25 protein-coding genes and 1 tRNA gene are annotated in these 24,579 nt (G+C 69.4%); 21 read left to right on the forward strand and 5 right to left on the reverse strand.

Features of this window, described 5'->3' with window-relative positions:
• Entirely contained in the window at window positions 1–1,188 is a 1,188-nt protein-coding gene (locus tag BJ972_RS01100) for an amidohydrolase (protein WP_129176591.1), read from the forward strand.
• 72 nt (window positions 1,189–1,260) lie between these two features.
• Here BJ972_RS01100 and BJ972_RS01105 read toward each other — a convergent pair whose 3' ends face one another.
• On the reverse strand, window positions 1,261–1,902 hold the full coding sequence (locus BJ972_RS01105; RefSeq protein ID WP_129176593.1) for an MBL fold metallo-hydrolase: 642 nt from the start codon (window positions 1,900–1,902) through the stop codon (window positions 1,261–1,263).
• 60 nt (window positions 1,903–1,962) lie between these two features.
• On the opposite strand from BJ972_RS01105, the gene BJ972_RS01110 reads away from it, so the two are divergent.
• Window positions 1,963–2,865, forward strand: coding sequence for a diacylglycerol/lipid kinase family protein (locus BJ972_RS01110; protein WP_241830882.1), 903 nt, complete (start codon window positions 1,963–1,965; stop codon window positions 2,863–2,865).
• Between the two features lie 54 nt (window positions 2,866–2,919).
• Window positions 2,920–2,992 (forward strand) — tRNA-Glu (locus tag BJ972_RS01115).
• 170 nt (window positions 2,993–3,162) lie between these two features.
• Here the strand turns inward: BJ972_RS01115 and BJ972_RS01120 are convergent.
• The gene (locus BJ972_RS01120) at window positions 3,163–3,876 is read right to left on the reverse strand and encodes a TIGR00645 family protein (RefSeq protein WP_129176595.1); all 714 of its coding nucleotides are present in this window, start codon (window positions 3,874–3,876) and stop codon (window positions 3,163–3,165) included.
• Window positions 3,877–4,055: 179 nt separating this feature from the next.
• Here BJ972_RS01120 and BJ972_RS01125 point away from each other — a divergent pair, with 179 nt between their 5' ends.
• On the forward strand, window positions 4,056–5,081 hold the full coding sequence (locus BJ972_RS01125) for a TerC/Alx family metal homeostasis membrane protein (protein WP_129176597.1): 1,026 nt from the start codon (window positions 4,056–4,058) through the stop codon (window positions 5,079–5,081).
• Between the two features lie 9 nt (window positions 5,082–5,090).
• Here BJ972_RS01125 and BJ972_RS01130 read toward each other — a convergent pair whose 3' ends face one another.
• On the reverse strand, window positions 5,091–5,564 hold the full coding sequence (locus BJ972_RS01130) for a VOC family protein (RefSeq protein WP_129176599.1): 474 nt from the start codon (window positions 5,562–5,564) through the stop codon (window positions 5,091–5,093).
• Window positions 5,565–5,605: 41 nt separating this feature from the next.
• On the opposite strand from BJ972_RS01130, the gene BJ972_RS01135 reads away from it, so the two are divergent.
• The 8 genes from BJ972_RS01135 (at window position 5,606) to BJ972_RS01170 (ending at window position 13,502) form a co-directional block, all read left to right on the forward strand.
• Window positions 5,606–5,956: a MerR family transcriptional regulator gene (locus BJ972_RS01135; protein WP_129176600.1), complete on the forward strand. Its 351-nt coding sequence runs from the start codon at window positions 5,606–5,608 to the stop codon at window positions 5,954–5,956.
• 66 nt (window positions 5,957–6,022) lie between these two features.
• Complete coding sequence (locus BJ972_RS01140) at window positions 6,023–6,859, forward strand: PP2C family protein-serine/threonine phosphatase (protein WP_241830883.1); 837 nt, start codon at window positions 6,023–6,025, stop codon at window positions 6,857–6,859.
• Window positions 6,860–7,026: 167 nt separating this feature from the next.
• Window positions 7,027–8,502 carry a 3-isopropylmalate dehydratase large subunit gene (gene leuC, locus BJ972_RS01145; RefSeq protein ID WP_129176602.1) on the forward strand — a complete coding sequence of 492 codons (1,476 nt, stop codon included), beginning with the start codon at window positions 7,027–7,029 and terminating at the stop codon, window positions 8,500–8,502.
• Entirely contained in the window at window positions 8,502–9,101 is a 600-nt protein-coding gene (gene leuD, locus BJ972_RS01150) for a 3-isopropylmalate dehydratase small subunit (protein ID WP_129176604.1), read from the forward strand. Before leuC ends, leuD begins: the two co-directional genes overlap by 1 nt.
• A gap of 90 nt (window positions 9,102–9,191) precedes the next feature.
• A complete protein-coding gene (gene murA, locus BJ972_RS01155; protein ID WP_241830884.1) occupies window positions 9,192–10,559 on the forward strand; it encodes a UDP-N-acetylglucosamine 1-carboxyvinyltransferase in 1,368 nt (455 codons plus the stop codon).
• A gap of 28 nt (window positions 10,560–10,587) precedes the next feature.
• On the forward strand, window positions 10,588–11,370 hold the full coding sequence (locus tag BJ972_RS01160; protein WP_129176606.1) for a lysophospholipid acyltransferase family protein: 783 nt from the start codon (window positions 10,588–10,590) through the stop codon (window positions 11,368–11,370).
• Window positions 11,363–12,502: an NAD(P)H-dependent glycerol-3-phosphate dehydrogenase gene (locus BJ972_RS01165; protein ID WP_129176608.1), complete on the forward strand. Its 1,140-nt coding sequence runs from the start codon at window positions 11,363–11,365 to the stop codon at window positions 12,500–12,502. The genes BJ972_RS01160 and BJ972_RS01165 overlap by 8 nt, the downstream gene beginning before the upstream one ends.
• The gene (locus BJ972_RS01170) at window positions 12,402–13,502 is read left to right on the forward strand and encodes a D-alanine--D-alanine ligase family protein (RefSeq protein WP_129176610.1); all 1,101 of its coding nucleotides are present in this window, start codon (window positions 12,402–12,404) and stop codon (window positions 13,500–13,502) included. Before BJ972_RS01165 ends, BJ972_RS01170 begins: the two co-directional genes overlap by 101 nt.
• Here BJ972_RS01170 and BJ972_RS01175 read toward each other — a convergent pair.
• Window positions 13,499–14,002 carry a DUF3515 family protein gene (locus BJ972_RS01175; RefSeq protein ID WP_129176612.1) on the reverse strand — a complete coding sequence of 168 codons (504 nt, stop codon included), beginning with the start codon at window positions 14,000–14,002 and terminating at the stop codon, window positions 13,499–13,501. The genes BJ972_RS01170 and BJ972_RS01175 overlap by 4 nt on opposite strands.
• 23 nt (window positions 14,003–14,025) lie before the next feature.
• On the opposite strand from BJ972_RS01175, the gene thiL reads away from it, so the two are divergent.
• Window positions 14,026–15,015: a thiamine-phosphate kinase gene (thiL, locus tag BJ972_RS01180; RefSeq protein ID WP_129176613.1), complete on the forward strand. Its 990-nt coding sequence runs from the start codon at window positions 14,026–14,028 to the stop codon at window positions 15,013–15,015.
• On the opposite strand, the gene rsmD is transcribed toward thiL, so the two are convergent.
• Window positions 14,985–15,569 carry a 16S rRNA (guanine(966)-N(2))-methyltransferase RsmD gene (gene rsmD, locus BJ972_RS01185; RefSeq protein WP_129176614.1) on the reverse strand — a complete coding sequence of 195 codons (585 nt, stop codon included), beginning with the start codon at window positions 15,567–15,569 and terminating at the stop codon, window positions 14,985–14,987. The two genes, thiL and rsmD, sit on opposite strands and share 31 nt — an antisense overlap.
• 45 nt (window positions 15,570–15,614) lie before the next feature.
• Between rsmD and BJ972_RS17620 the strand changes: the two genes are divergently transcribed.
• The 8 genes from BJ972_RS17620 to rpmF all read left to right on the forward strand — a co-directional run bounded on the left by BJ972_RS17620 (window position 15,615) and on the right by rpmF (window position 24,558).
• Window positions 15,615–16,367: a tetratricopeptide repeat protein gene (locus BJ972_RS17620; RefSeq protein WP_129176616.1), complete on the forward strand. Its 753-nt coding sequence runs from the start codon at window positions 15,615–15,617 to the stop codon at window positions 16,365–16,367.
• On the forward strand, window positions 16,364–18,508 hold the full coding sequence (locus BJ972_RS01195) for an ATP-dependent DNA helicase RecG (RefSeq protein ID WP_129176618.1): 2,145 nt from the start codon (window positions 16,364–16,366) through the stop codon (window positions 18,506–18,508). The genes BJ972_RS17620 and BJ972_RS01195 overlap by 4 nt, the downstream gene beginning before the upstream one ends.
• A gap of 75 nt (window positions 18,509–18,583) precedes the next feature.
• Window positions 18,584–19,075: a pantetheine-phosphate adenylyltransferase gene (gene coaD / locus BJ972_RS01200; RefSeq protein WP_129176620.1), complete on the forward strand. Its 492-nt coding sequence runs from the start codon at window positions 18,584–18,586 to the stop codon at window positions 19,073–19,075.
• Window positions 19,072–20,112 (forward strand): AAA family ATPase, encoded by a 1,041-nt coding sequence (locus BJ972_RS01205; RefSeq protein ID WP_129176622.1) that lies wholly within the window; start codon window positions 19,072–19,074, stop codon window positions 20,110–20,112. The genes coaD and BJ972_RS01205 overlap by 4 nt, the downstream gene beginning before the upstream one ends.
• A 28-nt stretch (window positions 20,113–20,140) precedes the next feature.
• On the forward strand, window positions 20,141–21,484 hold the full coding sequence (locus BJ972_RS01210; protein ID WP_164989976.1) for a DUF58 domain-containing protein: 1,344 nt from the start codon (window positions 20,141–20,143) through the stop codon (window positions 21,482–21,484).
• Window positions 21,474–23,774, forward strand: a complete 2,301-nt coding sequence (locus BJ972_RS01215) for a transglutaminase TgpA family protein (protein WP_164989977.1) — start codon at window positions 21,474–21,476, stop codon at window positions 23,772–23,774. The genes BJ972_RS01210 and BJ972_RS01215 overlap by 11 nt, the downstream gene beginning before the upstream one ends.
• Window positions 23,775–23,785: 11 nt before the next feature.
• Window positions 23,786–24,352, forward strand: a complete 567-nt coding sequence (locus BJ972_RS01220) for a YceD family protein (RefSeq protein WP_241830885.1) — start codon at window positions 23,786–23,788, stop codon at window positions 24,350–24,352.
• Window positions 24,353–24,354: 2 nt separating this feature from the next.
• Complete coding sequence (gene rpmF / locus BJ972_RS01225; protein ID WP_129176628.1) at window positions 24,355–24,558, forward strand: 50S ribosomal protein L32; 204 nt, start codon at window positions 24,355–24,357, stop codon at window positions 24,556–24,558.
• The last annotated feature ends 21 nt before the right edge of the window (window positions 24,559–24,579 follow it).

Below are 24,579 nucleotides of genomic sequence, written 5' to 3' on the forward strand. Positions count from 1 at the left end.
ATGAGCACCGACCTCCTCCTCCGCGACATCCGCCCCTGGGGCGGCCCCTCCGTCGACATCCTCATCGTCGGCGATCGGATCGCATCCCTCGCACCCGGCATCGATGCGCCCGAGGCGCGCGTGGTCGACGGCCGGGGACTCGTCGCGGTACCGGGATTCGTCAATGCCCACGCTCACCTCGACAAGAGCTGGCTCGGTCGGCCCTGGGTCTCGTACGGGGGAGAGGCGACGACCGAGGGGCGCATCGCGCACGAGCGGGCGCACCGCGACGAACTCGGCATTCCGAGCGTGGCGACGACGACCGCCCTGCTCCGCGAGATGCTGCGCCACGGCACGACGGTCTATCGCACCCACGTCGATGTCGACCTCGGCGTGGGTCTTCGCGGCATCGCCGACGTGCGTGAGGCCGTCGCGGGGTTCGACGGTGCGATCGAGGCGGAGATCGTCGCGTTCCCGCAGGACGGCGTGCTCCGGCGGCCCGGCGTCATCGATCTCCTCGACCAGGCCGCCGCTGAGGGGGCCGACCACCTCGGCGGTCTCGATCCGGCGGGGATCGACCGCGACCCCGTCGCCCACCTCGACGCTATCTTCGCCATCGCCGAGCGCCGCGGCGTCGGGCTCGACATCCACCTCCACGACGGCGGCGAGCTCGGAGCGTTCGAGTACGACCTCATCATCGAGCGCACCCGCGCCCTCTCGCTCGGCGGTCGCGTCAACATCGCACACGGCTTCGCGCTCGGCGAGGTCGGCGCGGCGCGTCAGGCGCGGCTCATCGACGGACTCGCCGACGCGCGCGTGAGCCTCACGACGGTCGCGCCGCTGCGCGCCGCGCCCCTTCCGCTCGACGCGCTCGCGTCGGCCGGGGTCGCCGTCGGGCTCGGCACCGACGGGATCCGCGACCTGTGGGGGCCGTTCGGCGACGGCGACATGCTGCGTCTCGCCACCCGCCTCGCGCAGCTCGCGGGCTGGCGCCACGACGTCGACCTCGAGCACGCCGTGCACATCGCGACGAGCGGGGGAGCACCGTTCGTCGGACGCCCCGTGCACGATCTCGTCGAGGGTGCGCGGGCCGACATCGTGCTGCTCGACGCCGAGAACGTGCCCGACGCCCTCGTGCGCGCTCCGCGCCGCGAACTCGTCGTCGCGGGCGGGCGCGTCGTGGTCAGCGACGGAGAGCTCGTCGACTGACGGCGACTCGACCGACGGTGACTCGACCGACGGCGACTCGACCGACGGCTACTCGACCGACAGCTACCTCGCTCAGAGATCGAGGGTGTCGCCGGGCTCGAGTGCGACGTACTCGCCGCCGGCCTTCTCGGTGACGTCGCGCAGCCGGGCGTTCGAGAGGTCCTTACCCGCCTTCGACAGCACCATCTCGTGGGTCGGGAAGGCGCGACGCGGCGCGACGGCCGTGACGTAGTCCATCGCCTCCGAGATCTTGAGCCACGGCGCCCCCGCGGGCACGGCGAGCAGGTCGACGTCGACGCCCTCGGGGATCGTGAACGAATCGCCCGCGTAGTAGAGAGAGCCGTCGACGAGGACGCCGACGTTGTCGACGACGGGGATCGACTCGTGGATGACGGCGTGAGCGCCGCCGAAGAAGCGCAGCGAGAAGGGTTCGACCTCGACGCTGTCGCCCGCGCTCACGACCTCGACGTCGAACGCCTCGCCGATCGCCGATGCGACGCCGGCGGGCCCGAAGATTCGCACACTCGGGTTCGCCTCGACGATCCGACCGAGCTGCTCGGGGGCCCAGTGGTCGGGGTGCTCGTGGGTGATGACGATCGCGACGGCGCCGGCCGACTCGGTGATGGGCGTCGTGAAGGCCCCGGGATCGATGTAGAGCTTCTTGCCCGAATCGTCGAGGACGAGGGCGGCGTGTTCGAGTTTCGTCAGTCGCATGCTTCGAGCCAACACCGTGTCCCGGTGCCGCGCAAGCGGGGGAGGCACCATAATCGCCTTGTGATAGCGGACCCCCTGCGCCTCGTCGTGGCGATCAACCCCGAGGCGGCGTTCGGGCGCAATCGAGCGGTCGGCCCGCGCGTCGTCGAGGCGCTGCTCGCCGACGGCCACGACGTCGTCATGCTGCGCGAGGCGAACGTCGAACTGCTGCGCCGCGAGGCGGTCGCCGCGATCGCACGCGGCGTCGACGGACTCGTCATGGTCGGCGGCGACGGCATGGTCTCGGTCGGCGTCAACCTCGTCGCGGGAACGGGCGTTCCGCTCGGCATCGTCGCCGCCGGTACCGGCAACGACATGGCTCGCGGGCTCGGTCTGCCGACGGACGACACGCATGCCGCGACATCCGCCCTCCGCGAGGCGCTTCGTCGCCCGCCGCGCGCGATCGATGCGGTCCGCGTCCACCAGGGCGGGCTCGCATCGTGGTACTCGGCCGTGCTCTCGGCGGGATTCGACGCCGTCGTCAACGAACGCGCGAATCGGATGACGAGGCCGCGCGGGCCGAGCCGCTACATCCTCGCGCTGCTCCGCGAGCTCGCGACCTTCCGACCCGTCGACTACGTGCTGACGATCGACGGGGTCCGCCGCGAGCAGAAGGCCATGCTCGTGTCGGTCGCCAACAACTCGTCGATCGGCGGCGGCATGCGCATCGTGCCGCACGCCGATGTCGCCGACGGCCTGCTCGACGTCTTCATCGTGCACCGCATCTCGACGCTCACGCTGCTGCGCGTCTTCCCGAAGGTCTTCGCGGGCACGCACATCGATCATCCCGCCGTCGAGTTCGTGACGGCACGCACCGTGCGCATCGAGGCCGAGGGCATCGTCGCGTACGCCGACGGCGAGCGACTCGGGGCACTCCCGGTCGACGCTGAGGTGGTTCCGGGAGCACTTCGCGTGTTCGCGTGAGCGCCGATTTGGACGGACGCGCAGGCGTGTGGCATAGTATTCAAGTTGCCAAACGGCCCCATCGTTTAGCGGCCTAGGACACCGCCCTCTCACGGCGGCAGCGCGGGTTCAAATCCCGCTGGGGTCACAACACGAAAACCCCCGGTTCACGCCGGGGGTTTTCTGCATTTAAGCACCGGTTCCTCCGCCGCCCCACGACGGGCATGTTGCCACTTTCGGCCGGTTGCAGGCGCTCTGAACCGGCCGAAAGTGGCAACACGAAGAAAGCCGGGCGGAAGCCCGAGGGTGGAACGGCGCCTAGCGGCGCTCGGTCTCGAGCGACCGGCGGGCCTCGGCGAGCTTCTGCTCGAGCTCGGCGATCGTGTCGGACGTGCTCGCGGGATAGGCGACCGGCACGCCGTCGTGCACCTCGTGCGCCGAGACACGGTGGTACGACATGCGGTCGATGAGCGCGAGAGCGAGCGCCGACAGGATGAAGACGCAGTGGATGACGACCTGCCAGAACACACGCTCGGACGTGTAGTTCTCGCCGGTGTCCTCGCCGCCGGCGCGGCCGCCCGCGATGTCGCCGACCTCGATGAAGGTCTTCAGCAGGTGGATCGACGAGATGCCGATGATCGCCATCGCGAGCTTGACCTTCAGCACGTTCGCGTTGACGTGCGAGAGCCACTCGGGCTGGTCGGGGTGGCCGTCGACGTTGATGCGCGAGACGAAGGTCTCGTAGCCGCCGATGATGACCATGATGAGGAGGTTCGCGATCATCACGACGTCGATGAGCCCGAGCACGGCGAGCATGATCTCGGCCTCGGAGATGTGCCCCTGGATGAACACCTCCTCCATGAGGTGCCAGAGCTCGATCATGAAGACGACGACGTAGATCGCCTGCGCGATGATGAGGCCGAGATACAGCGGTGCCTGCAGCCAGCGGCTCGCGAAGATCGAATACCCGATCACGGTCGAACCGGGCGACGTGCGGAAGGTGCGGGCAGGGGGCGTCGGCTGGGCGCTCACTCAGTACTCCTCGGGGGCTGGATACGCTGATTCTAGGGACTTCGGAGCTGGGCATTCGCCGCGTGCGCGACGCCGCTCAAACCTCGTCCGTCGGGGATGACGCGGCGGCCGCTCCCCGGCGACCGACCGGCGAGGCTCGGAGTAGACTCCTCGCCTCACCCCCTGCTCGAAAGGCCCCCGTGGATCTCGCCCTCCCGATCTGGTTCGAAGTCGGATCCCTCGTGGTCATCACGCTCATCCTCGTGGGTGACCTGCTCCTCGTCATCCGTCGACCGCACGTGCCGTCGCTCCGGGAATCGAGCCTGTGGGTCGCGTTCTACGTGGGCCTCGCGCTCGTCTTCGCGCTCGTCATGCTGAGCGTCGCGGGCGGGGAGTTCGCGGGTCAGTTCCTCGCGGGATGGCTGACGGAATACAGCCTCTCGATCGACAACCTCTTCGTGTTCGTCATCATCATGGCGAGGTTCTCGGTGCCCCGGAAGTACCAGCAGGAGGTGCTCATGGTGGGCATCATCCTCGCGCTCATCCTGCGCGGCATCTTCATCCTGCTCGGCGCCCAGCTCATCGAGAACTTCAGCTGGATCTTCTACGTCTTCGGCGCCTGGCTCGTCTACACCGCCATCCAGCAGGTGCGCGGCGACCACGGCGACGACGACGATAAGGACAGCCTCATCGTGCGGCTGGTGCGGAAGCGCGTGCGCGTCACCGACGAATACGACGGCATCAAGCTGCGGACGACGATCGCGGGGCAGCGCTACTTCACGCCGATGCTCATCGTCTTCATCGCGATCGGCACGACCGACCTGCTCTTCGCGCTCGACTCGATCCCCGCGATCTTCGGCATCACGCAGAGCCCGTTCATCGTCTTCACGGCGAACGTGTTCGCTCTCATGGGCCTCCGCCAGCTGTACTTCCTGCTCGGCGGTCTGCTCGAACGCCTCGAGTACCTCAAGTACGGCATCGCGTTCATCCTCGCCTTCATCGGCGTGAAGCTCGTGCTGCACGCGATGCACGCCAACGAACTGCCGTTCATCAACGGCGGCGAGCACATCGAGTGGGCGCCCGAGATCTCGACGTGGACCTCGCTCGGCGTCATCGTCGCCGCGATGGCGGTGGCGACCATCGCGAGCGTCGTCAAGGCACGCGCCGATGCGAAGAAGCGCGGCCACACGCTGAGCGACGAGGTCCCTCACTTCACCGAGGACTGAGGCTCGGGCTCACTCACTCACGAAGCCCGAGCGGGCCGTGCGCTCCTCGAGCGCCTCGAGCTCCTGGAAGAGGGTGACCTCGAGGTCGGCCGGGGCGTGCAGACGCGAGTTGACCGATCGCCACGGCGTCTCACGCGGTGCTGCGATGAGATCGGCGCCGGCCTCGACGAGTTCTGCCGTCACGGCGGGGGAGTCGTCGACCTCGAGCGCGAGCCGGATGCGGGCGCTCGGGCGGCCGTCGGCCTCCACGCGGTCGATCATCCGCACCTGCGCGGGGTTCGAGAGCTCGAGCGTCGCGATGCCGGCGTGCAGGATCGCGACGCGCGCGCCGTCCTCGCCCTCGAACGCGGCCTGAGGGCGGAGACCGAGGACGTCCCGATAGAAGACGAGCGCCTCCTCGAAGTCGTCGGTCTCGACGACGAGTCGGAGTTGGCGCACACGGTCGGCGGGCGGCGGGGTCGGGGGCTGCTGTTCCTGAGTCATGTCCGTAGGCTAAGACGTGACATCAATGTGAGGGGCAAGAGGTGCGCATCGGAGAGGTCGCGGCGAGGAGCGGGGCGAGCATCCGCTCGATCCGCTACTACGAGGAATGCGGGCTGCTCGACCCCGTGCGAAGCGGTTCGGGTCAGCGCCACTACGACGAGTCGTCGGTCGAGCGCGTGGTCATCATCAAGCAGTTGCTCGCCGCCGGCCTCGGCACCACCGCCGTCGCCGACGTGCTGCCGTGTCTCGCCGAGCCGGCGACCCAGACGTCGAGCGTGACGGCGCGGCTCCGCGTCGAGAGGGACCGGTTGTCGGTCGAGATCGCCGATCGGTTGGCGACGCGCGACGCACTCGACGCGATCATCGACGCCGCGCCGCCGCTGCCGCGTTGATACGGTGGGTTCCGGTAGATTCCTCCGCGGCGCGGAGGACGTCACGATAGCGGGGGAGTCGTCGGAGTGATCGTCGAGCGTGTCATGTCGGTCCCCGGCGGATCGGTGCGCTTCCGCTCGAGTGCGCGCAGCGACATCGGGTTGAAGCGTGCGGTCAACGAAGACAGCCTCTCGGCCGATGCCCCCGTCTTCCTCGTCGCCGACGGAATGGGCGGACACGCACGCGGAGACATCGCGAGCCGCACGACCGTGGACGTCTTCCGCGAGCACATCGCGGACGATGCGCCGTCGACGCCCGAGCGCGTTCTCGACGCCGTGCACTCCTCGAACGACGCCGTCCGCGACCTGAGCGACGAGGGCGACGTGGGCGAGATGATCGCCGGAACGACCCTCGCCGGTGTCGCATTCGTCGACGCCGGCGCGGGCGAGGGATGCCGCTGGATGGTGTTCAACGTCGGCGACTCGCGCGTCTACTCGTGGCAGGACGGGGTGCTGGCCCAGGTGAGCATCGACCACTCCGCCGTGCAGGAACTCGTCAACGCCGGTCTCATCGACGCCGAGCGCGCCGAGACCCACCCCGACCGCAACGTCATCACGCGGGCCATCGGCACCGACGAGTACGTCGACACCGACGTCTGGCTGCTTCCCGCCGACGGTGTGCGCTCCTTCCTCATCTGCTCGGACGGACTGACGAAGGAACTCGACGATCGGGCCATCTCCGAGATCCTCGCGGGGTGCGACGCTGCGCGCGACGAATCCGGCACCCTCGACAGCGACTCGCCCGCCGACCTCCTTGTCGCCGCGGCGCTCGATCGCGGGGGCCGCGACAACATCAGCGTCGTCGTCGTGGAGTCGCTCTTCACCCCGGACGGCACGTCCGCCGGGCAGTCTCCGCTCGCCTGACGCGCGCGATGACGGCGCGGAGCGGGAGCGTCGTGGGCCGGTGGTAATCTGATCGGGTGCCGTTCGGTTCGCTCCTTCTTCTCTGCCGCGACGGGTCTTAGTCCGAGACCTCCCCGTCGCGGAGTTTGTCGTCGGCTCGAACCCACTCACTGAGGAAGACGTTCACCATGACCGAAGCACCCGCCAGCACCCTGCCCCGCACCCTCGCCGAGAAGGTGTGGGACGCACACCTCGTCTCGAAGGGCGAGGACGGCACCCCCGACCTGATCTACATCGACCTGCACCTCGTGCACGAGGTGACGAGCCCCCAGGCCTTCGACGGCCTGCGCCTCGCCGGCCGACCCGTGCGTCGTCTCGACCTGACGATCGCGACGGAAGACCACAACACCCCGACGCTCGCGATCGACAAGCCGATCGCCGACCTGACGAGCCGCACGCAGATCGAGACGCTCCGCAAGAACTGCGCCGAGTTCGGTGTGCGTCTGCACTCGCTCGGCGACATCGAGCAGGGCATCGTGCACGTCGTGGGCCCGCAGCTCGGACTCACCCAGCCCGGCATCACCGTCGTCTGCGGCGACTCGCACACCTCGACGCACGGTGCCTTCGGCGCGATGGCGTTCGGAATCGGCACGAGCGAGGTCGAGCACGTGCTCGCGACGCAGACCCTGCCGCTCAAGCCGTTCAAGACCATGGCGATCAACGTCGAGGGCACGCTGCGCCCCGGCGTGACGGCGAAAGACATCATCCTCGCCGTCATCGCGAAGATCGGCACGGGCGGCGGCCAGGGCTACGTGCTCGAGTACCGCGGCAGCGCGATCCGCGCCCTGTCGATGGACGGTCGGATGACGATCTGCAACATGTCGATCGAGGCCGGAGCCCGCGCGGGCATGGTCGCCCCCGATCAGACCACGTTCGACTACCTCGAGGGTCGTGCGCACGCTCCCGAAGGATCCGACTGGGACGACGCCGTCGCCTACTGGTCGACCCTCGCGACCGATGAGGGCGCGACGTTCGACGCCGAGGTCTTCATCGACGCCGACGAGCTCGAGCCCTTCGTCACGTGGGGCACGAACCCCGGCCAGGGCGTCTCGCTCAGCCAGAGCGTTCCCGACCCCGAGCAGTTCGCCGACCCGAACGAGCGGGCCGCCGCCGAGCGCGCGCTCGAGTACATGGACCTGCAGGCGGGTACCCCGCTCAAGCAGATCCCCGTCGACGCCGTGTTCATGGGCTCGTGCACCAACAGCCGCATCGAAGACCTGCGCGCCTTCGCGTCGATCGTCAAGGGCAAGCAGAAGGCCGACGGTGTTCGTGTCATGGTCGTGCCGGGCTCGGCGCGCGTGCGCCTCGAGGCCGAGGCCGAGGGGCTCGACAAGGTCTTCACCGACTTCGGCGCCGAATGGCGCTTCGCGGGGTGTTCGATGTGCCTCGGCATGAACCCCGACCAGCTCGCTCCCGGCGAGCGTTGCGCATCGACCTCGAACCGCAACTTCGAGGGTCGTCAGGGCAAGGGCGGTCGCACGCACCTCGTCTCTCCGCTCGTCGCCGCGGCGACGGCGATCCGCGGCACGCTCTCGAGCCCGTGGGACCTCGACAACGACCATGCGGATGCCGCGAGCGGCCAGACCGCGGAGGTGGGAGCCTGATGCAGAAGTTCACGACCGTCACGGGAGTCGCCGTGCCGATGCGCCGCTCCAACGTCGACACCGACCAGATCATCCCCGCCGTCTTCCTGAAGCGCGTCACCAAGACCGGCTTCGAGGACGCGCTCTTCTACGGCTGGCGTCAGGACCCCGACTTCATCCTCAACCAGGAGCCATACCAGGGCGCCCGCGTGCTCGTGGCCGGAGCCGACTTCGGCACGGGTTCGTCGCGCGAGCACGCGGTCTGGGCGCTCCGCGACTTCGGCTTCGAAGTCGTGCTGAGCCCGCGCTTCGCCGACATCTTCCGAGGCAACTCCGGCAAGCAGGGCCTGCTCGCCGGGCAGATCACCGAGGCCGACGCCGAACGCCTGTGGGAGGCGATCGAGGCGAGCCCGGGAATAGAGATCACGGTCGACCTTGTTGCCCGTACTGCGAGCGTCGGTGACCTCACGGTCTCCTTCGAGGTCGACGATTACACTAGGTGGCGCCTGCTCGAGGGGCTCGACGACATCGGGCTCACGCTGCGTGATGAAGAGAAAATCTCGGAGTTCGAGGCACGTCGGGAGACGTGGCGGCCGAGAACACTCCCCATCCGGGAGTAACCGCTCCCGCTCCGGGAGTCGGAAGAGGCGGGAACCGACCCGGTGCCCGCCGGAACCCTCCCGATCGGGGAGGAGAGGAACATCGGTACTGTGAACACACTTCTCGAGGACGCCAAGAACCATGGATCAGCGGTGGGTATGAACGTCGACAGCATCACCATCAACGGCGGCAAGCCGTTGAACGGCCGTGTCGAACTGCGTGGCGCGAAGAACTTCGTCACGAAGGCCATGGTCGCCGCCCTGCTCGGCGAGACGCCGAGCACGCTGCGCGGGGTACCGAACATCTCCGACGTGCGCATCGTCCGCGGCCTCCTCGAGGTGCACGGCGTGAACGTCACCGAGGGAGCATCCGGAGACGACCTCATCCTCGATCCCGTGAACGTCGAGTCGGCCCACCACGCCGACATCGACGCGCACGCCGGCTCCAGCCGCATCCCGATCCTCTTCTGCGGTCCGCTCCTGCACCGCCTCGGCGAGGCGTTCATCCCCGATCTCGGCGGATGCCGCATCGGCGACCGTCCCATCGACTTCCATCTCGACGCGCTCCGCAAGTTCGGCGCCACCGTCGAGAAGCTCCCCGCCGGCATCCGCCTCACGGCACCCAACGGCCTCACGGGAACGACGGTCCACCTGCCGTACCCGAGCGTCGGCGCGACCGAGCAGGTGCTGCTCACCGCCGTCCGTGCGCGCGGTACGACCGAGCTCCGCGGAGCCGCGATCGAGCCCGAGATCATGGACCTCATCGCCGTGCTCCAGAAGATGGGCGCGCTCATCAGCTACGAGCCCAACCGCGTCATCCTCATCGAGGGCGTCGAGCACCTCTCGGGTTACGACCACCGCGCCATCCGCGACCGCAACGAGGCCGCGAGCTGGGCGGCCGCAGCCCTCGCGACCGACGGCGACGTCTTCGTCGGCGGGGCTCGTCAGGAAGACCTGATGACGTTCCTGAACGTCTTCCGCAAGGCCGGCGGCGAGTTCGACATCGTCGACGACGGCATCCGCTTCGGTCGCGCGGGCGCGCTCCGCCCCGTCGTGATCGAGACCGACGTGCACCCCGGCTTCATGACCGACTGGCAGCAGCCGATGATCGTCGCCCTCACGCAGGCCGAGGGCGAGTCGATCGTGCACGAGACGGTCTACGAGAACCGCTTCGGCTTCACCGACGCCCTCGTGCGCATGGGCGCCGACATCACGATCCACCCCAACGGGCTGCAGGGCTACCCGCGGCGCGTGCCGCACCGCAACCTCGAGCAGGCGGCGGTCATCCGGGGCGCGACCCACCTCTCGGGTGCCGACATCGAGGTTCCCGACCTGCGCGGCGGATTCAGTCACGTGATCGCGGCGTTGACGGCCGAGGGGCGCTCGCGCGTCTCGAACGTCGGCATCATCGCTCGCGGCTACGAGAACCTGCTGACGAAGCTCGAGCTCCTCGGCGCCGACATCACGCTCGACGCGTAAAGCGGGCGTCATCGCCGATAATGGGGGAGTGCCCCCTGAGACGAGCGCGGATTCCCCGCGACCCGAGCGACGACGCCGGAGTTCCGAGAAGAGCAGACCCTCGTTCTTCTGGCTCCTCGCGGCCCTCGTGCTGCCGATCCTGAGCATCGGCGTCAAGTACCGCTTCCACCATCGCGACCGTTTCCCGCTCGAGGGCGCGTTCGTGCTCGCGCCGAACCACTTCAGTGAGATCGACCCGATCGTCATGGGCGCTGCGGCGTGGAAGCTCGGCCGCGCGCCGCGCTTCCTCGCGAAGGCATCGCTCTTCCGCATCCCCGTCGTCGGGTGGATGCTCCGCACCTCGGGTCAGATCCCCGTCGAGCGCGCCGGCAGCAAGAGCCACAACGCCCTGCGTGCGGCCGAGGAGCTCGTCGAGAAGGGGCGCGTCGTCATCGTCTACCCCGAGGGTTCGCTCACGCGCGACCCCGACCTGTGGCCCATGCGCGGGAAGACCGGAGCCGTGCGCATCGCCCTCGAACGCGGCATCCCCATCGTCCCTGCCGCCCACTGGGGCACGCAGACGCTCATGCCGCGCTACGGCAAGAAGATCAGCTTCTTCCCGCGCAATACGATCGACGTCGCCATCGGCGAACCCGTCGACCTGTCGGACTTCGCCGGTCGGCTCGACTCGAGCGCGCTGAACGAGGCGACGGCGCGCGTCATGGACGCCATCGCCGAACTCCTCGGCGAGCTGCGAGGCGAGACGCCCCCGGAGACCCGGTGGGACCCGACGAAGCACGCGCAGACCGAGACGGGGCGCTTCGATGGCTAAGACGAAGACCGCGCCGCGCGCGCGCACCCGTGTCGCCGTGCTCGGCGCCGGAAGCTGGGGCACGACGTTCGCGAAGATCCTCGCCGACAGCGGGGCCGACGTCATGCTGTGGGCCCGTCGACCCGAACTCGCGCGCGAGATCAGCGAGGCGAAGCGCAACAGCGACTACCTCGCGGGCATCAACCTGCCGATCTCGCTGCGTGCGACCTCGCGTCTCGATCTCGCCCTCGCGGGTGCCGAGCAGGTCTACGTCTCGGTGCCGAGCCAGGCGCTGCGCGAGAACCTCGCCGCCGCCCAGCCGCACCTCCACGCCGATGCCACGGTCGTCTCGCTCATGAAGGGCGTCGAGAAGGGCACGGGCCTTCGCATGTCGGAGGTCGTGGCCGAGGTGCTGCGGATCGACCCCGCTCAGATCGCCGTCATCTCGGGCCCGAACCTCGCCCTCGAGATCGCCAAGGAGCAGCCGACCGCCGCCGTCGTCTCGTCGACGAGTCTCGAGACGGCCCAGGCGGTCGCCATGGTCGCTTCGAACCCGTACTTCCGCACCTTCGTCAACACCGACGTCATCGGCACCGAGTTCGGCGGGGTCCTGAAGAACCTCATCGCGGTCGCGATCGGCATCGTCGACGGCGTCGGCTACGGCGAGAACACCAAGGCGTCGATCATCACGCGCGGTCTCGTCGAGATCACCGACTTCGCCGTCGCCTACGGAGCGGCACCCGAGACGATGTCGGGCCTCGCGGGTCTCGGCGACCTCATCGCGACGTGCCAGTCGCCCCTCTCGCGCAACAACACCGCGGGCCGCCTGCTCGGGCAGGGCTACAGCGAGGCGGATGTCGTCAAGCAGATGAACCAGACGACCGAGGGGCTCGCCTCGGTGGGCCCGATCCTCGAGCTCGCGCGCGCCCAGGGCGTCGAGATGCCGATCGTCGAGCAGGTGCGGCAGGTCCTCGCCGGCACGCTCGATCCGCGTGATCTCGCACCCCACCTCACGACCGACACCGACGAGCCGCAAGGCGAAAGGACCATCGATGACAAGACTCCGGGTGGCGGTCCTCTTCGGCGGGCGTTCCAGCGAGCACTCCATCAGCTGCGCCACGGCGGGGGGAGTGCTCCACGCGATCGATCGTGATCGCTTCGAGGTGATCCCTATCGGCATCACGCGTGACGGCGCCTTCACGCTCGAAGCCGACGACCCGTCGCGGTTCGCCCTCGACCCGGCTCACATGCCCGAGGTCGTCGACAACGGCACGCGCGTGCACTGGCCCGAGAGTTCGACCTCGCGCGAGGTGACCGTCACTGCTGCTGACGGTCGGGTGACCTCTCTCGGCGACATCGACATCGTCTTCCCGATCCTGCACGGTCCGTTCGGCGAGGACGGCACCCTGCAGGGTCTCCTCGAACTCGTCGGCCTCCCGTACGTCGGTTCGGGCGTGCTCGCGAGCGCGCTCGGCATGCACAAGCACTTCGCGAAGACGGTGCTGCAGGGCGCGGGCATCGCGGTCGCGCCGTGGCGCACCCTGACGGCGCGCCAGTGGGCCGAGTCGCCGGATGCCGCACGCGAGGCGTTCACGGCGCTCGGCGCTCCCGTGTTCGTGAAGCCCGCACGGGCCGGATCGAGTGTCGGCGTGAGCAAGGTCACGGTCGAAGCCGACCTCGCCGCGGCCGTCGAGACGGCTCTCGCCGAGGACGACGTCGTACTCATCGAGGGCATGGTCGTCGGCCGTGAGGTCGAGATCGCGGTGCTCGGCGGGCGACCGGGCGAACCCGCTCGCGCCTCGGTCGCGGGCGAGGTCGTCGTGACGGGCCGCGACTTCTACGACTTCGAGGCGAAGTACCTCGCCGCTCCCGGTGTCGACCTCATCTGCCCGGCCGATCTCGGTGACGAGCGGTTGGCCGAGATGGCGGATCTCGCGATCCGCGCCTTCGAGGCGATCGGAGCAGAAGGGTTGGCGCGCGTCGACTTCTTCCTCACCGACGACGGATTCGTGATCAACGAGCTCAACACGATGCCCGGGTTCACACCCATCTCGATGTTCCCGACGTGCTGGCTCAACTCGGGGCTCAGCTACCCCGAGCTCATCACGGAGCTCATCGAGGTCGGCTACGCGCGCGGAATCCGCGTCGGCTAGTCCTCATTGGTCGGCGTCGGCACCGGCGTGGCGTCGTCATAGCTGACGCAGCCGCCGTCGACGGGGATCGTCGAGACGGCGGCGCTCAGGTCGGCGAGCACGGTCGATCCGGCGACGGCGTCACCGTTGATGATGACCTCGGTGGCCGGGGTGCGGCCGTACGTCACGAAGCGGTAGTTCGGCGCGTCCGAGTCGTCGGTGATCCAGTCGACGCCGTTGACGGCATTGCACGGCAGGGTCGTCGGGCCGGGCACCTCGACGCCGCAGCGGAGGATGACGGAGGTGGGCGAGCCCCATGCACCGGTGCCCTGGGCGTTCGTCTCGCGACGGTCGAGGTCGGCGACGCTGTCGGGCAGTCGAACGATGATGTCGGCGCATGCCGCATCGATGCCGTCGTCGGCACGCTCGAGGGCGACGGGGTTCGCGCACGCGGCGAGGCCGGAAGCGAGGGAGAGGGCTGCGAGCGCGAGGACGGCGCGTCGAATCGATCGGTGAGGCATCCCACTCAGGCTACCGTGAGGATATGAGCGAACCGACCGATGAAGCCGTCCTCGGCGACCTCGCCGAGACCGACATCCTCGCGCGGATCTTCCCGCGCCTGCCCGGTGCGGCGGCCGCGATCGTGGGCCCGGGGGATGACGCAGCCGTGATCGCCGCGGCCGACGGGCGTTTCGTCGTGACGACCGACATGATGATCCACGGACCGGACTTCCGGCTCGCGTGGTCGACGCCCTACGAGCTCGGCTGGAAGGCCGCGGCGACGAACCTCTCCGACGTCGCCGCGATGGGCGCGCGGCCCTCGGCGCTCGTCGTCGCGCTCGCCGCTCCCGCCGACTGGCCCGTGGCGGCCGTCGAGTCGTTCGCCGACGGTCTCCGTGAGGCGTGCGACGCACTCGCGCCGGGGTGCGGAGTCGTCGGCGGAGACCTCTCGGTCTCGCCCGTGCTGACGATCGCGATCACGGCGTTCGGCGACCTCGAGGGCCGGACTCCCGTGCTGCGTTCCGGTGCGCGCGACGGCGACGTCGTGGCGCACGCGGGGCGTCGGGGCGCTGCGGCACGGGGCCTGCGGCTGCTCTTCACCGAGGGTGTCGATGCCGACGGACATCCCGACGCCGAGCGCACCGCGCGCCTCCGCCGGGAGCAGCCCCTCGCTCTCGCCGCTCAGCTCGCGCCCGAACCGCCGATCTCGTCGGGCGTCGATGCGGCGACGGCGGGGGCGACGGCGATGCTCGACGTCTCCGACGGTCTCGCGCGTGACGCGCGTCGCATCGCCGAGGCGAGCGGCGTCCGCATCGACTTCGATTCGGCCGCACTCGGCGACGACCCTGTCTTCGCGCTCGGCGGAGGCGAGGATCACGGTCTGCTCGCGACGTTCCCCCCGGGCGCGCCGATCCCCGACGGATTCCGGGTACTCGGGCTCGTCGTCGACGGCGCCGGGGTGAGCCTCGACGGCAAGGCGATCGATCCCGCGGGGTGGGACCCTTACTCGGGCTGGGACGGCTCGGCGGGCTGAGCCCACCAGAGCACGGTCTCGCCGTAGTTGCGACGTCGGTCGAGCTCGATGCCGGCCGGCCAGCGCGGCTCGGGCGAGCGCGAGCTCCGCTCGACGATGACGATCGCGTCCTCCGCGAGGAGGGGGGCGAGCGCGGCGAGGTTGTGCTCGAGTTCGGTCTCGCCGAGGTCGTACGGCGGATCGACGAAGACGACGTCGAACTCGGCGCGCGACGCATCGAGGAACGACTGCACGGGCTGCGTCGTCACCCCGATCTGCGGTCGGGCGCTCTTCGGAGCCGCGCGGATCACGGCCTCCGCGTTCCGGCGACAGACGGCGGCCGCGTCACCGTTCTTCTCGACGAGGGTCACGAGCCGTGCGCCGCGGCTGGCGGCTTCGAGGCCGAGCGCGCCTGAGCCCGCGTACAGATCGAGGATGCGGGCGTCATCGACGGCATCGCGCGCCTCGAGGGCCGAGTAGACGGCCTCGCGCACACGGTCGCTCGTGGGCCTCGTGCCCGTGCGCGGCACGGCAAGCGTCTGCGAGCCCGCGAAGCCCGCGATGAGTCTGGTCATCGCCCCGAGCTTAGCCGCGTCGGTGGTGTAGGTCAGAATGGACGGGTGGATGACGACCTTCGACCCATCGACCAGAAACTCCTCGACGCACTCTGGGACTTCTCCGACGCGACCGCGTCCGAGAATCGCTTCACGGGTGCACTCGCCGTCGTGTCCGACGACGCGGCGCGCGCGATCCTCGTGACGCAGCTCGCACGAGCCGTCGGTGCGCAGGACGAGCGCTCCGACGAAGCGTTCGCGCTGCTCGACTCGCTCGACTCGAGCGGCTCACCGAGCATCGCTGCGCGCGTCCTCCTCGAACGGGGCCGTCTGACCGCCTACACGGGCCAGGTCGACGAGGCGGTTCCCCTCCTCACCAATGCGGTGCGTGAGGCGGCCGCGGCCGGCGAGACGTTCCTCGTCCTCGATGCGCTGCACCTGCTCGCGGTCGTCGACGAGGGGCACGAGGAGGAGTGGGCGGGCGAGGGCTTCGCGCTCCTCGACGGTCTCACCGACACGCGTCTCCTCCGCTGGGGTGTCGCCGTCAACAACAACCTCGCGTGGACGTTCATGAACCGCGAGCAGCCGGCCGAGGCGCTGACGTACTTCGAGGCGGCACGCGACGTCGCCGAACGGCACGGCACGACCGAACAGAAGCGCGTCGCCCGCTGGGCCATCGCGCGGTGCCTCCGTGAGCTCGGGCGCACCGACGAGGCGCTCGCGATCCAGAACGATCTCGCTCGCCTCGATCCGGCCGACCCGTACGTGATCGAAGAGCTCGAGGTGCTCACAGGAGTGTCGCCCGCGGCCTCCGAATGACGCTCGACTCCGACTCCGACGCACTCGATGTGCGGCTGCGTTCCGTCCTCGACCCGAAGACCGCAGACGCCCTCAAGCGAGCCTTCGGACACGAGACGCTCGGCGACTTCCTCTCGCACTACCCCCGGCGCTACGCCCGCCGCGGCGAGCTCACGGTGCTCGCCGACCTGCCCACCGACGAGAACGTCACGATCGTCGCCGACGTCGCCTCGGTGTCGGAGCGCTCGATGCAGAAGCGTCGTGGGTCGCTCCTCGAGGTCACGATCACCGACGGAACGGGCAGCCTGAAGCTCACCTTCTTCAACCAGTCGTGGCGGAAGAACGAGCTCGTCCCCGGCAAGCGCGGCGTGTTCGCGGGCAAGGTCACCCTGTACCGCAACGAGCGTCAGCTCACCCACCCCGAGTACAAGCTCTTCGACGACGAGGCCGACGCCGAGGAGATCGCCCGCTGGGCGACGGCGCCGATCCCGTTCTACCCGGCCACCGCCGCACTGACGAGCTGGAACATCGAGAAGGCGATGCGCATCGCGCTCCAACAGCTCGGCGGCGTCGCCGACCCCGTGCCCGACGAGGTGCGCGCCGAACTCGGGCTCCTCTCTCATCGACGCGCGCTCGAACTCGTGCATCGCCCCGACGACGACTCCGAGTGGGCTCGCGCGCGTCGCACGCTGCGATTCACCGAGGCCTTCGTGCTGCAGGCCGCGCTCCTCCAGGAGCGCCACCGTCTGCGCTCGCACATGACGGCACCGCGACTGCCCGTGCCGGGCGGCTATCTCGAGCGTTTCGACGCGGCGCTGCCCTTCACGTTGACGTCCGACCAGCAGCAGGTGGCCGGCGAGATCGCGAACGACATCGCCGCCGTGCTGCCGATGAACCGGCTCGTGCAGGGCGAGGTCGGTTCGGGCAAGACCGTGCTCGCCGTGCGCGCGATGCTCGCCGTCGCCGATTCGGGCGGGCAGTCGGCGCTGCTCGCTCCCACCGAAGTCCTCGCCGGTCAGCACCTCCGGTCGATCGTCGCCCTCCTCGGCCCCGACCTCTCGGCCGAACTCATGCCGACGATCCTCACCGGCTCGCTCCCGACGGCCGAGCGCAAGCGCGCTCTCCTCCGTTCGGTCTCGGGGCAGTCGCGCATCGTCGTGGGAACGCACGCGCTCCTCGGTGACGCGGTGTCGTTCTACGACCTCGGGCTCATCGTCGTCGACGAGCAGCACCGCTTCGGAGTCGACCAGCGAGAGGCGCTCCGCCTCAAGGCCGAGCAGCCTCCGCACGTGCTCGTGCTGACCGCGACGCCGATTCCCCGCACGGTCGCCATGACGGTCTTCGGCGACCTCGACGTCAGCACCATCGCCGAGCTCCCCGCGGGGCGGGCGGGCATCGAGTCGTTCGTCGTGCCCCTCGCCGAGAAGCCGCTGTGGGTCAATCGGGTGTGGCAGCGACTGTCGGAGGAGCTCGCCCTCGGCCGGCAGGCGTTCGTCGTCTGCCCCGCCATCGAGCCGCGCGAGGCCGCCGAGGGCGACGAGGGCCCGCCCGCGGCGAGCGTCGTCGCCGTCCTCGACGAGCTCCGACGGCACCCGGCGCTCACCGGGCGAAGCATCGAGGCGCTCCACGGCCGGCTGCCGAGCGACGAGAAGGACCGCTTGATGCGTGCCTTCGCCGCCGGAGAGATCGACGTGCTCGTCGCGACGACCGTGATCGAGGTCGGCGTCGACGTGCCGAACGCCTCGATGATGATCGTCCTCGACGCCGACCGGTTCGGCGTCTCGCAGTTGCACCAGTTGCGCGGTCGTGTCGGTCGTGGCGGTCTGCCCGGGCTCTGCCTGCTCGTGACGCACGCCGAGAGCGAATCGCTCGGCCGTCAGCGCGTCGACGCGGTGGCATCGACGCTCGACGGCTTCGAACTCGCCGAAGCCGACCTCGAGCTGCGTCACGAGGGCGACGTGCTCGGCAGCAATCAGTCGGGCGCTCGGTCGTCGCTCAAACTGCTGCGCGTCGCACGTGATGGCGACGTCATCGCCGACGCGCGTCGGCTCGCGGGCGGCGTCGTCGATTCCGATCCCGCCTTCGCGCGTCATCCTGCCCTCGCGGCCGCCGTCCGCCGCCGCCTCGACGAGCGCGAACGCGACTTCCTGAACAAGACCTGAGATTGCTGTCTGAGCGCGACCTGAGACTCCCTCTCCGACCGGTCCGCGCCGTTCTCCCGCCAGTAGGGTGGGGTTATGCCTCGGATCGCTGTCGTCCCCGGATCGTTTGACCCTGTCACACTGGGCCACCTCGACGTGATCAGGCGTGCTGCGGGCCTCTACGACGAACTGCACGTCGTCGTCGTGCACAACCCGGGCAAGTCGGCTCTGCTGCCCATCACGAAGCGCGTCGAGCTCATCGAGGAGGCGATCGCGGAGGCCGGTATCGAGGGCCAGATCGTGGTCGCGTCGTGGAGCATGGGTCTGCTCGTCGACTACTGCACGGATGTCGGGGCGAGTGTGCTCGTCAAGGGCATCCGTTCGCAGGTCGACGTCGCCTACGAGACCCCCATGGCGATCGTGAACCGCGATCTGGCGGCCGTCGAGACGGTGTTCCTCCTGCCCGACCCCGCGCACGCCTACGTCTCGAGCTCGCTCGTGCGCCAGGTGTCAGGGCTCGGCGGCGAGGTCGGTCCCTACGTTCCCCCCGTCGTCGCCGAGTACCTCCAAGGAGCCCGAGAGAGATGAACGTCAACGCGACCCGAACGCCGACCGACACCGAAGTCGCCCCGCCCGTCGATGATGCGATCCTCGCGATCGATGACGTCGGCGTGCGGGCCGAGCGCATCATCGCGAACATCGAGGCCGTCATCGACGGCAAGCACGATGCCGTCACGACGGCGCTGACCGTCCTCCTCGCCGAAGGGCACCTCCTCATCGAGGACGTTCCGGGCGTCGGAAAGACGATGCTCGCCAAGGCGCTCGCCAAATCGGTGGACTGCACCGTCAGCCGCATCCAGTTCACGCCCGACCTGCTGCCGTCGGACGTCACGGGCGTCTCGATCTTCAACCAGGCCGAGCGCCGGTTCGAGTTCAAGCCCGGGGCGGTCTTCGCGAACATCGTCATCGGCGACGAGATCAACCGCGCGAGCCCGAAGACGCAATCGGCCCTCCTCGAGTGCATGGAGGAGCGTCAGGTCACGGTCGACGGCTCCACGCACCATCTGCAGACGCCGTTCACCGTCGTCGCGACGCAGAACCCGATCGAGATGGAGGGCACGTACGCCCTCCCCGAGGCTCAGCGCGACCGCTTCATGGCGCGCATCTCGATGGGGTACCCCGACGAGCAGCACGAGCTCGAGATGCTCAGCACGCGTGAGACGACGAGTCCGCTCGAGCAGATCGGGGCCGTCGTCTCGGGCGCCGAGCTCCGCCGCATGATCGCGACCGTGCGACACGTCTACACCTCTCAGCCCGTCAAGGAGTACGCCGTCGCGCTCGTCCGTGCGACGCGTGACGACCGGGAGCTGCGGCTGGGCGCGAGCCCGCGCGCGACGCTCCAGCTCGTCCGCGCGGCGAAGGCGCTCGCCGCCATGCGCGGCCGCGACTTCGTGCTGCCCGACGACATCGACGAGCTCGCGCTCCCCGTGCTCGGGCACCGGCTCGTCCCGACGGCTCGCGCGCTCGGTCAGCACCACCTCGAGAGCGGTTCGCTCATTGACGGGATCGTGCATCGCATCGTGCAGGCGACTCCCGTTCCGCTCGGTGGAACGAAGCGAGACTGACGGAATGCCCCGACTGAGGCGGCTCCGGATGACGCGGTGGCCGAGGCCCACGCGCCGCGGGGTCGTGCTCGTGCTCGTCGGCGTCGTCCTCTTCGCGGTCGCCCTGTTCCTCGACCGGCGCGATCTGATCTTCCTCGCTCTCATCGGCGTCGCCCTGCCGCTCGTCGCTCTCGCCTTCGTCGCGTTGCGCCGAATGAGTCTGCACGTGTCGCGCGCATTCTCGCCGAGCGTCGTCTCGGCGGGAGGCACAGCGCGCGTCTCGCTCCTCGTCACGAACACGGGCCGCCGATCGACCGACTCCGCCCGGTGGAGGGACATCTCCCCGTTCGCGGCCGGGGATGATGCGAGCGGACCCGTCCCCGCACTCGGTCGCCACACGGGTGGCTCTCGCGGGGGAGATGACACGGTCGAGCTCTCGTACTCGATCGACCTCACGCGACGCGGTGTCTTCGGCGTCGGCCCCGTCGCCGTCACGATGAGCGACCCCTTCGGTCTGGCGACGTTCGACCGTGCGTTCGGCGAAGCGCACGACATCATCGTGACGCCGCGCGTGAGCGTGCTGGGAGGTCCGCGAGGCGGTGCGGCGGCGATCGATGGCGCTCTCCAGGAGCGACTGCGTCAGACGATGCCGAACTCCGACGAGCTCATCGCTCGCGAGTACCGACACGGAGATCCCTTGCGGCGTGTGAACTGGCCGGCGACGGCGCGCCACGGCGAACTCATGGTGCGGCAGGAGGAGCAGCGATCGAACCCGGGCGCCCGCCTCATCATCGACACGTCGATGTCGGGGCATCACCGCCACTCGGTCTTCGAGCACGCCGATCGGAGCGGTCACGTCGATGCCGGCTTCGAACGCGTCGTCGAGATGGCGGCGTCGGTGGGTGCACACCTGCTGCGCAGCGGTTTCCGACTCGAGGTCAGTGAGACGGGGCCGAGCATCCTCGAGCCGAGCGTCGAGCGCACGCGAGGCGGCCTCTTCGGCGACTCGCCCACGGAGTTCGCGATGCCTGGCGGCGATGCCGAGCTGCTCGAGAGCCTCGCTCACCTGCCGACGCCCACGGACCGCACCGACCGGCGCGATGCGCACGACGACGATCCACGGTCGGCCGTGCGAACGCCGCTCCGCGTGACACGCACCCCCGGTTTCGCCGTCCTCGCCGACATCGACCTCGACGAGGCCGATGCGCTCGCCGCGCTCGGAGTCGGCTTCGAGCCGGCGGTCGCCTTCGTCCTCTCCACGGTCGGTGAGGAGGCGCGCGAGAGGCTCGCCGCGTCAGGGTGGACGTGTGTGCCGCTCGGGTACGCCCAGGACCTCGAGTCGGTCTGGGAATCGGTCGACGTCTCGTCGGGGGTGGTCTCGAATGGCCGCTGACACCAGACGACGGGCTCCGGCGCGGAGCGGGATCGGTCTCGCCCTGGCGGCTCTGCTCCTCGTGCTCATCTCGTTGACGGCCCTTGCTCCGCTCCTCCAGGGCGCCGGGTGGTGGTGGTCGTCGGCGTTCTTCGCGAGCCTCATGCTGCTGGTTCCCGTGGGGCTCCGCGCCCTGCGTCTCCGCCGCGCCTGGATTCCCGTGGTCGACGCTCTGCTCCTCGTCGCGGCCCTGACGCTCTTCTTCGGCGGCGGATCGGGCTTCCTCGGGTTCATCCCGACCCCGGAGACGATCGGCGTCTTCAGCGCGCTCGTCGATTCAGGGGCCGCGTCGATCCAGCAGCAGTCCGCCCCCGCGATCGCCACCCCGGGTCTCCTGTTCCTCCTCGCCGTCGGGGCGGGCATCATCGGCTTCGTCACGGATGTCGTCGTGCAGACGCTCCGCATGCCGGCGCTCGCCGCGCTGCCGGTGCTCGTGCCTATCGTCGTTCCCGGACTCATCGTCGAGGGCGGCACCGAGTTCGGCATCCTCGTCCTCTCGGGCGTCGCGTATCTCGTCCTCCTTCGCGTCGACGTCCGCGCCCGCAGATCGGCGATGGATGACGGTGTCGCCGCACCGGGCCCGCGGGGCGCCCGACGGTCCACCGTCGGAGCGACGCTCGGACTCGCGGGTGTGGGTCTCCTCGCGGCATCCGTGCTCGCCGCCGCCACACCGAGCATCTCGACGACCTATCTGTTCGGCACGGGACCGCGCGGCGCGCTCTTCGGCGCGGGGGTCAACCCGTTCATCAATCTCGGCCAGGACCTCCGCCGCGACCTCCCGGTCGACGCGTTCCACTACTCGTCGGACGAGAACGTCCGCCCGTACTTCTCGCTCATGACGCTCGACAACTTCGACGGGCTCAACTGGCGTGCGGCGTCACGGGAGCTCGACGCCGAGAACACGCCCGACGCGATCCCGGCGCCTCCCGGTCTCTCCGACGGAGTCGACCGGTCGACCCAGGAGATCACGGTCGTCATCGACGACCTCAGTACCTCCTGGCTCCCCGTGCCGTACCCGGCCACGGGTATCGCCGGGCTCGACGGCGAGTGGTTCTGGGAGGAGACGACGCGTTCCATCGCGAGCGCCGACTCGACGACGATCGGTGAGCGCTACGTCGTCGACGTGCTGCAGCTCGACCCGACGCCCGAGCAGCTGCGAGCGGCGAGCGTCTCCCTCCCCGAGGAGATGGCGCCCTACCTCGCCCTGCCCGACGGATCGCCGCCCGTGCTCGCCGAGACGGCGCTCGCCGTGACGTCGACGGCCGGCTCGCCGTACGACGCGGCCGTCATGCTGCAGCGGTACCTGCGCGGGGCCGACTTCACCTACTCGACCGAGGCTCCCGTCGACGAGGGGTACGACGGGGCGGGTATCGAGATCGTCGCCCGCTTCCTCGAGGAGAAGACCGGCTACTGCGTGCACTTCGCCTCGACCATGGCGGTGCTCGCACGCGAGATCGGCATCCCGGCGCGAGTCTCGATCGGATTCACATCGGGTACGTCCGCGGGAACGGCGTTCGCCGGGCGCACCCGTTTCGACGTCGACACCCACGATCTGCACGCCTGGCCCGAGCTGTACTTCGAGGGCATCGGATGGCTGCCCTTCGAGCCCACCCCGAGTCGCGGATCCGTTCCCGACTACAGCAGGCCGGCCTCGGTCGACACGTCGGGGGAGGCGGCGCCCGCCGCGCCGTCCGAGTCGAACGTCAATCCCGACACGGGTCTGCCCGAACTCTCCGACCCTGAGCCCGTCGCTCCCTCCACGACCGCCGCGAGCGAGACGACCTACGAGTGGCTCGGCCTCGCTGCCCTCGTCGTCTTCATCCTGCTCGTGCCGGCCTTCATCCGTGTCGTCGTGCGAGCGTCGCGCCTGCGTCGGACGAGATCTCCCGACGATCCCGCCGAGGCGGCCTGGACGGAGATCGGCGCGAGTGCGACCGACCTCGGCTTCGGCCCCCTCGACGTCGAGTCGCCACGGGCCTTCGCGACGCGTCTCGAGACCCAGCCCGGATTCCGCGATGACGATGCCCGTCGGGCGTTGCGTTCCGCCCTCGTCCGTGTGGAACGCGAACGGTACGGTCGCGCGATCTTGCCGGGGGAGGCGCAGGACGCCGTGGATGACGCGCGCGACGTCATCCGCTCGCTCGGAGCCGGCCAGTCGCTCCTCGTCCGGGTGCGCTCGGTCGTCCTCCCGATGTCGCTCGCTCGTTCGCTTCTGGCGTTCGCGGCGGGCAGCGGCCCGCGGCGCGCGTAGACTCGACCCTCGTGAGTATCAGGAATTCGCCCTTCGGCGTCAACGTGCGCGACCTCATCGGTCGTCCCGGCGAGATGCGCGAGCACGATCTCGAGATCACTCTGACCGAGCAGTGGGGCGAGGGCCTCGTCGCCGTTCAGAACGGCGAGACCGTCGATGTCGCACTGCGTCTCGAGTCGGTTCACGAGGGCGTCCTCGTGACGGCCGAGGTCGACGCCGAGGCCGACGGACAGTGCGGTCGATGCCTCATCGACATCCGCCTTCCGGTCGAAGTCGAGTTCCAGGAGCTTTTCGCGTATCATTCTGAGGAAGCTTCTGAGTATGAGGTTCAAGACGACCACGTGGATCTTGAACCACTCATCCGAGATGCGGTAGTGCTGGCACTACCGTTCCAGCCGGTCTGCCGGCCGGACTGCCCCGGACTCGATCCCGAGACCGGACTGCGTCTGGCTGACCACCCGGAACTCAGCGTGACTGAAGCGACCGACCTGCGATGGTCTGCGCTCACGGATTTTCAAGCTTCCACAGACAGCGGGTCGGGCCAAGAGCCTCGGTCCGATCAGCAGAGAGAGAGTTAGTCATGGCTGTTCCGAAGCGGAAGAAGTCGCGCGCCAACACCCACGCGCGTCGGTCGCAGTGGAAGGCAGAGGCCCCCACGCTCGTCAAGACCATCGAGAACGGCAAGGTCGTCTACAGCCTTCCCCACCGCGCCAAGGTCGTCGAGGACTCCGCGGGCACCCCGCTGTTCCTCGAGTACAAGGGCCGCAAGGTCGCTGACGTCTGATCAGCGCCTCTCCAGCGAACG

This window comes from Agromyces atrinae (assembly GCF_013407835.1).
Lineage (GTDB): Bacteria > Actinomycetota > Actinomycetes > Actinomycetales > Microbacteriaceae > Agromyces > Agromyces atrinae.

Excerpts from the sequence above, each read along its gene's own strand:
- thiL (WP_129176613.1), top strand. The coding sequence starts at position 14,026 with ATGAGCGAACCGACCGATGAAGCCGTCCTCGGCGACCTCGCCGAGACC.
- BJ972_RS01175 (WP_129176612.1), bottom strand. The coding sequence starts at position 14,002 with ATGCCTCACCGATCGATTCGACGCGCCGTCCTCGCGCTCGCAGCCCTC.
- rsmD (WP_129176614.1), bottom strand. The coding sequence starts at position 15,569 with ATGACCAGACTCATCGCGGGCTTCGCGGGCTCGCAGACGCTTGCCGTG.
- BJ972_RS01100 (WP_129176591.1), top strand. The coding sequence starts at position 1 with ATGAGCACCGACCTCCTCCTCCGCGACATCCGCCCCTGGGGCGGCCCC.
- coaD (WP_129176620.1), top strand. The coding sequence starts at position 18,584 with ATGCCTCGGATCGCTGTCGTCCCCGGATCGTTTGACCCTGTCACACTG.
- rpmF (WP_129176628.1), top strand. The coding sequence starts at position 24,355 with ATGGCTGTTCCGAAGCGGAAGAAGTCGCGCGCCAACACCCACGCGCGT.
- BJ972_RS01215 (WP_164989977.1), top strand. The coding sequence starts at position 21,474 with ATGGCCGCTGACACCAGACGACGGGCTCCGGCGCGGAGCGGGATCGGT.
- leuD (WP_129176604.1), top strand. The coding sequence starts at position 8,502 with ATGCAGAAGTTCACGACCGTCACGGGAGTCGCCGTGCCGATGCGCCGC.
- BJ972_RS01165 (WP_129176608.1), top strand. The coding sequence starts at position 11,363 with ATGGCTAAGACGAAGACCGCGCCGCGCGCGCGCACCCGTGTCGCCGTG.
- BJ972_RS01210 (WP_164989976.1), top strand. The coding sequence starts at position 20,141 with ATGACGCGGTGGCCGAGGCCCACGCGCCGCGGGGTCGTGCTCGTGCTC.
- BJ972_RS01195 (WP_129176618.1), top strand. The coding sequence starts at position 16,364 with ATGACGCTCGACTCCGACTCCGACGCACTCGATGTGCGGCTGCGTTCC.
- BJ972_RS01205 (WP_129176622.1), top strand. The coding sequence starts at position 19,072 with ATGAACGTCAACGCGACCCGAACGCCGACCGACACCGAAGTCGCCCCG.
- BJ972_RS01170 (WP_129176610.1), top strand. The coding sequence starts at position 12,402 with ATGACAAGACTCCGGGTGGCGGTCCTCTTCGGCGGGCGTTCCAGCGAG.
- BJ972_RS01130 (WP_129176599.1), bottom strand. The coding sequence starts at position 5,564 with ATGACTCAGGAACAGCAGCCCCCGACCCCGCCGCCCGCCGACCGTGTG.
- BJ972_RS01105 (WP_129176593.1), bottom strand. The coding sequence starts at position 1,902 with ATGCGACTGACGAAACTCGAACACGCCGCCCTCGTCCTCGACGATTCG.
- leuC (WP_129176602.1), top strand. The coding sequence starts at position 7,027 with ATGACCGAAGCACCCGCCAGCACCCTGCCCCGCACCCTCGCCGAGAAG.